This window comes from Anaeromicrobium sp. (genome assembly GCF_025210435.1).
In the GTDB taxonomy this organism is placed as follows: domain Bacteria; phylum Bacillota; class Clostridia; order Peptostreptococcales; family Thermotaleaceae; genus Anaeromicrobium.
In genome coordinates this window covers 1-12,815 of record NZ_JAOART010000113.1, presented here as the reverse complement: position 1 = coordinate 12,815, position 12,815 = coordinate 1, and the positions used below count along the sequence as shown (strand labels likewise).

The window sequence follows — 12,815 nt, the reverse complement described above, 5'->3', positions numbered from 1 at the left end:
TTATTTCACTTATTCCTAGCTTCTTGCAAAACTCAGCTAAGAAATTCATTCTACCATGATTATGAGTTTTAAAGCGATAGTCTATATTATGCATAAATTCCATCCTCTCTTTATTCTCTTACTTCTATAATAATGGAATTTATGATAGATTTTTATACTTTATATTTGGTAAAATTAGTTATGCGAAATATGAGTTATATTGTTTAGGCATATGAAAATCACTCATCTTATTTTTCTGTATCTTCTAAAATTTATTCTATGGAACTATTACCTATCATCATTCCATGAAACACCATAATTAAAATTGTAAAAATTGTTTAAATATAACGAATTTTATAAAAAACTGGTATAATATATATATACATATTTTAACATTGAATGAAAAGGGGTGGATTCATGTCAAATAAAAAGAAATTTTTCAGTTTAAAGAAAAAGATGATTTTTTCCGTATTGCCAATAGTTATAATTCCTATTTTAACCATGGGCATGTACATTAATCAAAGGTTCAAAACCACATTAAAAAACCAGTTTTTAGAGGCATCTTCTAAAGAAATTATACAAGTAGATAATACTATTAACATGTATTTTGAATCTGTTTCAGAAAATGCTAATATGTTAGCTAATAGTAAAATACTAAAAAAAGCTGATAATAGTATCACTTCTTATATGGATAAAACTAATATATCAAAAATTACCCCTTCTCAAAATGACGGAATAGAGCAAGAAATCTATAAATTTTTTCACAGTTTTGCAACAACTCATCCTAAATCAGCCTATGTATATATGGCAACAAAAGATGGTGGTTATATTCAATGGCCTGAATCAAATCTAATGGACAATTATGATCCTAGAAAAAGACCCTTTTATGAGGCCATATTAAAAAGTAATGGAAAAACTGTTCGTACTGCTCCCTATTATTATCCAGCAGATGATGAAGTTATCATAAGTACAGTTACTTCTATTACAGATAATAATGGTGAGTTTTTAGGAGTACAAGGTTTAGATGTGAGCTTAAAGGCTTTAACAAAAATAATCACAAATATTAAGATAGGTAATAAGGGGTACATAATATTATTAGATAATAATGGAACCATATTAGCTCACCCTAAAAATTCAGAGATGAACTTTAAAAATATATCAGAATTAAATATTAAAGAATTTGATAATGTTTTAAATACAGATAAGGATAACTTTGAATTTGTTAAAGAGGACATTTCTTACTATGGTAATCTTTATACTTCACCTTCATCTGGTTGGAAATTCATTGCAATTATTGAACAGGATGAATTAATGGTCTTAGCAAAGAGTATAAACAATATAATTATGGGATTAGTAGTAGTTTCCATAATATTATCTTCCTTATTCATAATGCTATTTGCAAATAAATTTACTAACCCTTTACTTAAAATTTCAGAACAATTAAAGATTATATCCAGTGGAGATTTCTCCGTAAAATTAGATAATAAGTTAATGGATAGAAATGATGAGATAGGAGTACTAGGTAATGGTATAAACCAAATGCAGGATGATTTAAAAAATCTCACATCCCAAATAAAGGATTCTTCTGATACCTTATCTAGCACCTTTCATAATGTGGTAAAAATGACTGAAGAAAATAAAAATACTATTGGTGAAATAGCTAGGGCAATAAATGAAGTGGCTGTAAGTGCCGATGATGAAGCTAGGGAAATTGAAGATGGAGCACTTAATGTACAGGATTTAGCAGAAAGTATAAATCTAGTTTCAGATAAAATACAACATATAAAAGAACTGGCCATTAAATCTAATAAAAATAATGATGTGGGATTAGATACTATCAATACCTTAATTGAAAAATCTAAAGAAGTTCAATCTTCCGTTACCCATGTTAATACTATGATACTAGAAATGGATAAAATGGCAGAGGAAATAGGTATCATAACAGATACTATAGCTAATATATCTGAACAAACTAACTTACTAGCATTAAATGCAGCCATAGAAGCTGCTAGGGCTGGTGCAGAAGGTAGAGGATTTGCCGTAGTAGCTGAAGAAGTACGAAAACTTGCAGAACAATCTAATGCTTCTACCCAAACTATTAAAGATATAATAGATAAGGTCCAAGTTCAATCTAAAACTGCCCTTGAAGGTATTACTCAAGCTAAAAAAATAACTAGTGAACAGGATGCTTCTGTTACTATGACTCAATCTTCCTTCCAAGAAATTTCATCATCTATAGAGGGTCTATCTAAAGAAGTAAATAGTGTTGAAACCTATAATGAAGATATGAATATAAAGAAAAATAAACTTTTAGATATGATTACAAATTTATCTGCTCTCTCTGAAGAAACAGCAGCTTCCTCAGAAGAGGTTGCCGCATCCTCAGAAGAACAAAATGCATCTATGGAAACCATATTAAATCATGTAATTAATTTAAATAGTCTTGTAAAAGATTTAAAAGATCATACAAAAAAGTTTAAGCTATAATTTAATATTTAAAACATTAAAGGCTAAATCCACCCTATGGATTTAGCCTTCCTTATATTCTTTACTTTTCATATCCTTTTAATAGAAATTCTTTCATTTGATCTATATCCATTTTATGGATACCTAATTCTTTTGTAGTTCTTCCTGTATCTAAATAATCTTCATCCATTAAGGCTGAAGCAATTGTCATGATTGAATCCATAACAGGAGTTTTAATATCTACTTGATGGGCCAAACTAGCTAAGACAGCTAATGAATAGGGTGTGTCTTCCGTTAAATATCTATTTGATAAACTATTTGGTCCCTTTATGGAACTAAATATTGTACTTTTATGATAAGCCTCATAAAGAGTTTCTTCATTTGGTACATATCCCATATCATATAGTCTCTCTTTAGTTGAGATTACTTCATATCCAAAGATTTCACATATTTTTTTTCTTTCCGAATCAAGTTTTTCTATTACCCTTGCTACAGAAGGGCTTATTCCCTCTTTATAGTGATAATGTTCATCACCAAAGAAGTCTATCTTTGCTGCATTTAAAACCATTGGTACAGGATGTGAAATTGGATTTCCATTGTTTAAAGAAGTTTCTAGTACATCTCTTCTCAATTCTACACATGGATAAAATGACTTTATTATATTATACATTTCTTCGTTGTATTTAGCAGGAAAAGCTGCAAAGTATAATTTTTTACATCTAAGGATTATATGTACACCTGTTTCACTTGTCTTTCTTGAAGCATATGGAAGAGTATGTAACTCTGATAAGATAATATCTTTGCTTTTTCCTAATTCATGAAGTATTTTTCCTATTACTAAAGTTCCCCCTGTAGAACCTGGAGTTAAAAATATTTTGTGACCTGCTCTTAGGTATGGTGCCGTCTCATGGGCAAATTTTTCTTGTGAATAAGCCGGAATAACTGGAATTATAATGTCATTTTCAAAAGCTATTTGAGGGTCTGAAGTCACATTATGAATATGAGCTATTCCATTTCTTCCTTCTCCAGATACATGAATTGTTTTTTTATGAAACAAATCCTTTACTCTCTCCTTGTACCTCTGTGCCACATATATGGTAACCTCGTGACCTGCTAAAGCCAAATCTCCAGCAACGGCAAATCCACCATGACCTATTCCTATAACTGTTAATTTCGCCAATTGCACTCCTCCTTCATTAAAATAGTTCTTTCCTACTATATATTTTACATTATTTTATCCTTTTATGAAAAGGTTTTCAGCCATTTTATTTTTATTTATTCAAATTCTTTTATTAAAGGTATTAAAAATATTTTGATTATGGCGGCTATAGGTACGGCTAATATCATACCTAATATGCCAAAATATCCTCCACCTACTGCCAATGCAAATAATATCCAAACGGGAGATAACCCTACTACATTTCCCATGATCTTAGGGTTTAATAAGTTTGCGTCAAATTGTTGTAAAATCAATATGAATATGCCTACTTGCAAAGCCTTTATGGGACTATAAAATAGTGTTACTAATAGGGCTGGTGTAGCCCCTATAAATGGCCCCACATATGGTATTATATTGGTAATACCTATTATAATTCCTAATAAAGTAGCATATTTTATACCCATAAGGAAAAATCCCACAATAGCTATAATACCTATGATAGATGCTTCTAAACTTATTCCTCCTAGGAATTTTTTGAAAATTTTATTACAATTATCTAATACATCTATAGTCTTATGGCTTCTATCTTTCCCCAATATAGTATACATTACATCTTTAGCAAGCTTTATTAGGTTATCCTTATCCATAGTAGCATATATGGAAATAATTATACTCATACTGATAGTTATAATAAAGCTTGTGAAGCTCTGAAATAAATTTCCTATATTATTAAAAATAGAAGTTATAAATAAAGGAATCTTTCCCTTTATCTGCTCTAATCCATTTAATATCATATCTCTCATATAAGGAGTAGTTATTTTTTTTAAGTACTTATACATATCTTCCGTTTCTGTTGGAACATTATTCACGATCTCTATGGAACTCTTTACTACAGTAGGTATAAGAACTGTAAATAAAGATATTAATCCTATAAAAAACAAAGTATATACTCCTAGTATAGACATGCCCCTTTTCATATTTAATTTAGAACACATTATTTCTATTAATGGATTTAATAAATATGCAATTATAATTCCTATAATAAATGGTGTTAGTATGCCGAAAAATTTAACTGATATGGCCTTTATATTATCTACATTTTTATAAAGAATACCCAGGATTATTAATCCTATTATTACTATTAGATATTTTTCTATAAACTCCCTATATCTATTTATCATATTTTCTCCAACTTCTCCCTTAAATTAATAAAAAATAGTATATCATAAACTATGCTTATATACTAATTATTACCTTTATTAGACCATATAAACAAAAAGATATAATCATGTTACTAGATTATATCTTTTTGTTTATGCCTTATTTTTTAAAATCTATTCATTTTTATCATTCCACATCTTCTTAAGTAAAAACATCAATACACTTAAGGAAAATAGTATTAGTAAACCAAAGACTACCTTCTTCACATCTCCCACTAGCATATCCCCAATATAAGAATAAACTATAGTAGCAGGCAATTGACCAATTCCTGTAGCCCAGAAAAATGACCAAAAACTCATAGATGTAAGACCAGCTCCATAACTGACTATATCAAAGGATACAAAGGGTAATAATCTAGCTATTAATATGGCGTATTTTCCATATTTGTGAAAAAATACATCTACCCTTTCTAGGGCATACTTACTTGTAAATTTTTCTGCCACATCTCTTCCGAAAAATCTGGCTATATAAAAACAAAGAACTGCTCCTGCCATGGCACTAGACCAGGATAAAAGTGCTCCCTTTATCCAACCAAATAGGGCTGCATTTGAAAATGTAATTAAAAATGCTGGTAGGGGTGCTGCCACCGATTGAAATATCATTAGTAAAAAGGATACTATGGGTGCCCATATGCCAAAGGATAATATGTACTCCTTCACCGCATCCACATTTAGACCCTTCATTAATATTACTACTTCATTTATATTTTCCCTAATGGGTTTAACCAAAACATATAGTAATAGTATACCTACTATAATGGCTACCTTCATCTTAAAAGAATTTTTATTTTTCAATTTAACATCTCCCTAAAAACTATTATTTCAGCTTCTATTATATTTGGGAATAGATTTTATGTGAAATAAGTTCTTTCTATGGATTTTAAAATATTATAAAGGATATTTATAGTATAAAAAAGTTAGACAACTATGTACATAATCGTCTAACTTTATTTTTTATATTCCTAATTCTTCTTTTACTTCTTTAAATGCATTTATTGCAAAATCTAAATCTTCCTTTGAGTGAGCTGCTGAAATTTGTGTTCTAATTCTCGCCTTGCCCTTTGGTACTACTGGATAGTAGAATCCAATTACATAAACACCCTTTTCAAGCATTTTTTCTGCCATTTTCTGTGAAAGTACTGCATCTCCAAGCATTACTGGAACTATTGGATGCTCACTTTCTATAACCTCAAGACCTATATCCTTTATCTTTTCTCTGAAATACTTTGTATTTTCTTCAAGCTTATCCCTATATTCTGTACTTTCTGAAAGGATTTCTAAAACCTTTAATGATGCAGATGCAATAGCTGGTGCTAAAGTATTTGAGAATAAGTATGGTCTTGAACGTTGTCTAAGTAAATCTATTATTTCTTTTCTACCACTTGTATATCCTCCACTTGCTCCACCTAATGCTTTTCCTAATGTTCCTGTTATTATATCTACTCTACCCATTACATCTCTATATTCATGAGTTCCTTTTCCATGCTTTCCTGTAAATCCAACTGCATGACTATCATCTACCATAACAAGGGCATTGTATTTATCAGCAAGATCACATATTCCCTTTAAATCAGCTATTATTCCATCCATTGAGAATACACCATCTGTTGCTATAAGCTTAATACGTGCTCCATCCTTATCAGCTTGAATAAGTTGAGCCTCTAAATCTTCCATGTTATTGTTTTTATATCTATATCTTTTAGCTTTACTAAGTCTTACACCATCTATTATACTTGCATGATTAAGCTCATCACTTATTATTGCATCTTCTGCCGTTGTGATTGTTTCAAATAAACCACCATTTGCATCAAAACATGATGAATATAAAATAGTATCTTCTGTTCCTAAAAATTCTGTTAACTTTTCTTCTAATTTTTTATGTACTTCTTGGGTTCCACAGATAAATCTTACTGATGATAATCCATATCCCCAATTGTCATAACTTGCTCTTGCCGCTTCTTTAACTAATGGATTATCTGATAATCCGAGATAGTTGTTTGCACACATATTAAGTACACCATTTACCTGAGTAGTATCTATTCTACTTCTTTGTGGTGTAGTTATTAATCTTTCAGATTTCCATAGTCCATTATCCTTAATTCCTTGTAATTCTTTAGCATAAATATCTTTTGCTGCTTTAAACATTTTTTTCACTCTCCTTAAAAAAAACTTACTATATTCTTATCTTTAGGCATATTCAAAAAATAAATTAGTCATTTCACTGGTTATTTAAATTATTTTCTTCGTTATGGAATCACTTACATATGTTCAATATACTCGCTCACCATGCCTTGAAAATAATCCAAATCCCTCAGGAAATTGACTAGTTTATTTTTTTCATATGCCTTACTCTATATCCAGTTAAGTATTACTTTTCCTGATTGACCACTCTTCATTACTTCAAAGCCCTTTTCAAATTCTGTGTAATGATAATTATGTGTTATTACAGGTCCTATATCTAAACCTGATTGAAGCATAGCAGTCATTTTATACCAAGTTTCAAACATTTCTCTTCCGTATATACCTTTTAAGAAAAGACCATTGAATACAATTTTATTCCAATCTACTTTTGTTTCAGGTCCTTGTATTCCTAATAATGCAATTTTACCACCATGAAACATAACATCTACCATGTCATTAAAGGCTTGTGCATTTCCTGACATCTCAAGACCCACGTCAAATCCTTCTTTCATTCCTAATTCGTCCATTACACTTCTTATTGTTTGTTTTGTTACATTTACTGCCCTTGTAGCTCCCAATTTTTGTGCAAGTTCTAATCTATAGTCATTTACATCCGTCACTACTATATGTCTTGCTCCAGCATGCTTAGCTATTGCTGCAGCCATTATACCAATAGGACCTGCTCCTGTAATAAGAACATCTTCTCCTAATAAATCAAATGATAATGCTGTATGTACGGCATTTCCAAGGGGGTCAAAAATACTTAATACATCCTTTGGTATTGATGGGTCACAAAGCCAAATGTTTGTAACAGGAATAGATGCATATTCAGCAAAAATACCTGTTCTATTTACACCTATGCCCTCAGTATCTTTACATAGATGTCTTCTGCCAGCAAGGCAGTTTCTACATTTACCACATACTATATGTCCTTCACCTGAAACTGTATCTCCTACTTTAATGTCTTTTACACCTTCTCCAACTTCTACTACTTCACCAACAAATTCATGTCCTATAGTCATTGGTACAGGAATAGTTTCTTGTGACCATTTGTCCCAGTTATATATGTGTACATCTGTACCACATATGGCCGTTTTATGGATTTTTACAAGTACTTCTCCTTCTTTCACCTCTGGAAAAGGTACTTTTTCTAACCATAATCCTGGCTTTGCATATTTTTTTACTAGAGCATCCATCATTTTTGACATAAATTATCCCTTCTTTCCTTATTTATTTCATATTTATATTATGTATTAATTTAGTATTGTACATTATCCATATTTATAGACCTTTTTAATAATTCCCTTAATGCTTTTTTGTTTCTTCTCCTAAAAAAGGCATTTGTCTTTATCTCCTGTACATTTCATCCTTTTATTCGGGATTTTGTCTCCATGTGACGTACATTTTTAACAAATTTATTATACTACAAAAAGTCAAATAATCAAACAACTTGTTTATAAATTCAAAATTTTTCTAATTCTATATAGATACCACATATATTTCTATATTATATGTCTTATATAACAAAATTCTCTTTATTGGCATAATGTGATTTTTCCTGTACAATATAATTGTATATTTTTTACATTGGGAGGTGTTTTATGAATCATTTATTAGAAAATTTAAGTATATTTGATGAATTCTTTATCCATATTGGTTCTTTAAATCTGTTCATTTATATTTTCCTCATACTATTTAAGATAATATACATATATAAGGACTCTCCAAAATTTTCTATGGATAGGATTTTATGGATAGTAACATGCCTATTTGTACCCTATCAAATTGGATTTTTATCTTATATTTTCATAAGGGAATTTAGAATATATAAAAACTATGGAGAGAACATAGAAAAAAAATCCTTTAACTTTCAATTTGATTTACCTAATGAAGCCATTAAATTACTAGGAATTCTAATGTTAGTTTTATTATTAGGAATTGCTTCTGGATACTCAAGGGAAGTAAATCCAATTTATTCTATCAATAATTCTCCCATAAAAATAGATTCTTCATCAAATACATATAATGGCGTACTAAATGGCTTTGCAGGTATAAGGGAAAAGGAACTGAGATTTCAAAAAGATGGAAATTTAGTAATAAGTTACTCATCTAGGATAAATGGACCTGTAGATATGGGCATATATTTTAATAACTCTCCTAAATTAATTTTTAAATCTGGAGAAACTAGAACCCTATCCATTCCAGTAAAAAAACATAATATATATAAATTAAAAATAAGAGCTAATGATGCTAGGGGTAAATTCTATTTTAATTGGGAATTAAAATAGGATAAAAAGAGATAAAACTTTGAATTTTATCTCTTTTTATCCTATTTAAGTTCATCTACTAAATATATTATGTATTATAATTGCCCTTATATGCTTACTATCATAAGTTTTACCTCTAAGGCAATCCCTCCAACTTTAACCTTTTTTATTTTTCCTCCATCCACTTCTAATGCTGCTTTAATTTCCGATGGCATTCTCATAGCGTATCCCTGTTCAAACACTAGGTTTTCCATTTTATCTAATTTACCATGTTCATATAAATATGAACTAAGGGCTCCATTTGATGTACCCGTTGCCGATTCTTCTAGTATGTCATATAGAGGTGCAAAATTCCTACAATGAGCTGTGGTATTTCCTATTGTTTCTAGAGAAAAGGCATGGTACCCTACCACTTCGTATTTTTTGCTTGTTTCTCTTATCATTTCAAAATCAGGTTCCATAGAATTTAATATTTCCATGGACTTTATAGGAACCATCACATCCTTTAATCCAGTAGAAACTATTTGAACGGGCAATTCATCACTAATATGCTCCACATTAATATTTAAGGATTTAGCTATTTCTTCCTTATCTAGTTTCTCATAAAACTCAGGCATACTTTGATCCATTAATATACTATTATCTTCATTTACCTGTACATTTAATACTCCTGCTTTAGTTTCTTGAGTGTAGTTTCCCCCCTTAATTAACCCTCTTTTCTTAAGTAAATAAAATGTGGCTATGGTAGCATGACCACATAAATCTACCTCTTTCACCGGAGTGAAAAATCTAACCTTAAAATCTGCCACACTACTATTTTTCACAAAGGCCGTTTCTGATAATCCTACTTCCTTTGCTATTTTCTGCATTTGTTCTTCACTAAGGTTATTAGCATCCAACAAAACCCCAGCTCCATTTCCACCTTCTTCACTTTTTCCAAAGGCGTTTATTATACTTACTTCCATGTTCATATATACTCCCCCCAGGGTTTATTTGACTATATTTTATGCCATAAATAAAGGTCTGTAAAGTTTAGCCCCTTATTAATCATTCTAATCATAAATATATATGGAATTATTAAAATAACCTTCATATATTTACTAATTTGAAACTCTCTTATTTCCTTTAGAAAGATTAATTATACATATTTCACTTGGAAAAATGTAGAAATATATCTAGTTTTCGTATAAAATGAATATATAATAGAAATAAATATATGAACTATTACTAACTCTTAAGAAATGACCAGTAATTAGAAAGGAGATTGAAATATGAAATTAAAAACTCGATTAATATTTTTGAATTTAGGAATTATGATTATTGTATCTACATTAATCATGGGCTTTTTAGTTGTTAATACTCGAAGTACGGTGGCAAGAAAGAATATTGAAAATGTGCAATTGCAAACTGAAAATATTGCAAATGAAATGAGAGAAGTATTAGACGGTGCAGAACATGATTCTCAATCTTTAGCCAATACATTAATCAATTTAAAAAGGGCTAATGGAACTAATAGGAATATAGTTAATAAAATGTTAAAAGAAACATTAGAACACAACCCCAATTATGTATATGCTTGGACAGCATGGGAACCTAACGCCTTTGATAATAGGGACAGTGATTATATAAATACTCCAGGAAGTGATGCTGCTGGTAGATATACTCCTGCTTGGGGAAGAAGTGGTGAAAAATTAGTATTAAATGCTATGAAAAAACTAAATAAACCATATTATACCATACCTAAAAATACTAAGAAGAGTTATATTACAGAACCAGATACCTACACACTAAACGGGGAAAAAGTTACTACAGTTACCTTTTGCCAACCTATAATTATGGATGGTGAATTTTTAGGGGTAGTAGGTTTAGACATATCATTGAAACAACTAGTGGAAACAAATTCCCAAGTGAAGCTATTTGACAATGGTTTTGGTAGATTAATTAATAATAAGGGTATAGTGTTAGCCCACCCAGATCCTACTAAAATAAATGAAATTGGTGATGAATTTGAAGGTAGCCTAGGGTCTGAATACTTAGAAAAAATAAGAAAAGGGGAAAATTTTAAAAATACAGCTTGGTCTGAACATATGGGACAGGATATATATAGATTCTATACTCCTATATCTTTTCATCTTAACGATTTAAAGTGGTCCTATACAACAATTGTTCCCACAAAAGAGTTAATGGCTGAGACAAATGCCATGCTCCTATGGATGACAGGAGTGTCAATTATTGGTATATTAATAATTGGAATTGCCCTTTATTATAATAGTAATTATGCTGTATACTCCATAGTAGTTCTATCTGATATTATTAAAAGATTATCCACATATGATCTTACCTTCGACGAAAAACACGAAGCAGTTAAATTCTTACAGAGAAAAGACGAAACGGGAGAAATGACTAATGCATTGGCTACAATGCAGGCGAACTTTACCCAATTGATTAAAAAAATCCAAGACGTGTCCGGTGAAGCTTCAGCATCTTCTCAGGAGTTAACCGCCATATGCCAGCAATGTGCCACAAGTGCAGAGGAAATATCTAGAACTATTGAAGAACTAGCACAGGGAGCTATGGATCAAGCTCAAGATACGGAAGTGGGTTCTGGAAAAATCCATGAATTAGGCCAGATAATCAAGAAAAACGATGCCTTTATGGAAAATGTAAATATTTCCTCAAACAATGTATCTAATTTAGTAGATGAGGGCCTATTAGTCATTAAGGATTTAATGAGCAAGACAGAAGAAAGTGGTAAAGCCTCACAAGAAATATTTGAAGTTATTGAAAAATCCAATGAAAGCTCTGAAAAAATCAGTAGTGCAAGTGCTGTGATTGCATCAATTGCTGAACAAACTAATCTCCTAGCTCTAAATGCTGCCATAGAAGCAGCCCGTGCTGGTGATGCGGGACGAGGCTTTGCAGTAGTTGCTGAAGAAATCAGAAAATTAGCTGAGGAATCCACAAGTTCTACTAAGGAAATTGACCTAATTATAAGTGAATTAACAACAAACTCATTGAAAGCTGTGGAAAAAATGAAAGAAGTTAGTGTTATCATGGATAAACAAATCGAAAGTGTCAATGATACTAAAAATAAATATAATGAAATTTCTAAAGCCATAAATCTATCAGAAGAAGCCATAGAAAAAATGAATCATTCTGCTAAGGAAATGGAAAGCAAGAAGGCTGATATTTTAGATGTTGTTCAATCCCTATCGGCCATATCTGAGGAAAATGCAGCTAGTACTGAACAAGCAGCCGCATCTACAGAGGAACAAACCGCTTCTATAGAAGAAATTGTTGGGGCCAATGAAAATCTTTCAGAGTTATCCCAAGTATTACAAGGAGAAATATCCAAATTTAAAATTTAATAAATTATTCAAATAAAAGAAAGGCAACTCTTTATAAAATGGTACCTTTGTCAAGGACAATCTAAAAAAAGAGATTAAGATGCTAAAAGATGATTTCTGTATTGTACAGGAGTCATCTTTTTTAAATTCCATTGATATCTATAATTATTATAATATTTTATATAATTATTTATCA

The 12,815-nt window shown here is 30.6% G+C and carries 10 protein-coding genes; 3 read left to right on the top strand and 7 right to left on the bottom strand.

All coding sequences use genetic code 11. The annotated features are described in order from the left end of the window. Nucleotides 1-396: 396 nt before the first annotated feature. Nucleotides 397-2,466, top strand: coding sequence for a methyl-accepting chemotaxis protein (locus N4A57_RS14075; protein WP_293658632.1), 2,070 nt, complete (start codon nucleotides 397-399; stop codon nucleotides 2,464-2,466). Nucleotides 2,467-2,527: 61 nt separating this feature from the next. Here the strand turns inward: N4A57_RS14075 and N4A57_RS14070 are convergent, their stop codons facing one another. The 5 genes from N4A57_RS14070 to tdh all read right to left on the bottom strand — a co-directional run bounded on the left by N4A57_RS14070 (nucleotide 2,528) and on the right by tdh (nucleotide 8,213). Further along, nucleotides 2,528-3,625, bottom strand: coding sequence for an NAD/NADP-dependent octopine/nopaline dehydrogenase family protein (locus N4A57_RS14070; RefSeq protein WP_293658631.1), 1,098 nt, complete (start codon nucleotides 3,623-3,625; stop codon nucleotides 2,528-2,530). Nucleotides 3,626-3,720: 95 nt separating this feature from the next. After that, complete coding sequence (locus tag N4A57_RS14065; RefSeq protein ID WP_293658630.1) at nucleotides 3,721-4,785, bottom strand: AI-2E family transporter; 1,065 nt, start codon at nucleotides 4,783-4,785, stop codon at nucleotides 3,721-3,723. Between the two features lie 153 nt (nucleotides 4,786-4,938). After that, the gene (locus N4A57_RS14060) at nucleotides 4,939-5,619 is read right to left on the bottom strand and encodes a TVP38/TMEM64 family protein (RefSeq protein ID WP_293658629.1); all 681 of its coding nucleotides are present in this window, start codon (nucleotides 5,617-5,619) and stop codon (nucleotides 4,939-4,941) included. A gap of 159 nt (nucleotides 5,620-5,778) precedes the next feature. Then, nucleotides 5,779-6,969, bottom strand: a complete 1,191-nt coding sequence (locus N4A57_RS14055) for a glycine C-acetyltransferase (RefSeq protein ID WP_293658628.1) — start codon at nucleotides 6,967-6,969, stop codon at nucleotides 5,779-5,781. A 206-nt stretch (nucleotides 6,970-7,175) separates the two neighbouring features. Next, nucleotides 7,176-8,213, bottom strand: a complete 1,038-nt coding sequence (tdh, locus tag N4A57_RS14050) for an L-threonine 3-dehydrogenase (RefSeq protein ID WP_293658627.1) — start codon at nucleotides 8,211-8,213, stop codon at nucleotides 7,176-7,178. A gap of 393 nt (nucleotides 8,214-8,606) precedes the next feature. On the opposite strand from tdh, the gene N4A57_RS14045 reads away from it, so the two are divergent. Continuing rightward, nucleotides 8,607-9,293 (top strand): hypothetical protein, encoded by a 687-nt coding sequence (locus N4A57_RS14045; protein ID WP_293658626.1) that lies wholly within the window; start codon nucleotides 8,607-8,609, stop codon nucleotides 9,291-9,293. 86 nt (nucleotides 9,294-9,379) lie between these two features. Here N4A57_RS14045 and N4A57_RS14040 read toward each other — a convergent pair whose 3' ends face one another. Next, complete coding sequence (locus N4A57_RS14040) at nucleotides 9,380-10,243, bottom strand: PhzF family phenazine biosynthesis protein (RefSeq protein ID WP_293658625.1); 864 nt, start codon at nucleotides 10,241-10,243, stop codon at nucleotides 9,380-9,382. 300 nt (nucleotides 10,244-10,543) lie between these two features. Here N4A57_RS14040 and N4A57_RS14035 point away from each other — a divergent pair, with 300 nt between their 5' ends. Then, nucleotides 10,544-12,640 (top strand): methyl-accepting chemotaxis protein, encoded by a 2,097-nt coding sequence (locus N4A57_RS14035; protein ID WP_293658624.1) that lies wholly within the window; start codon nucleotides 10,544-10,546, stop codon nucleotides 12,638-12,640. A gap of 74 nt (nucleotides 12,641-12,714) precedes the next feature. Here N4A57_RS14035 and N4A57_RS14030 read toward each other — a convergent pair. Further along, on the bottom strand, nucleotides 12,715-12,815 hold a 101-nt coding region (locus tag N4A57_RS14030), incomplete at its 5' end, for an IS3 family transposase (protein WP_293658633.1).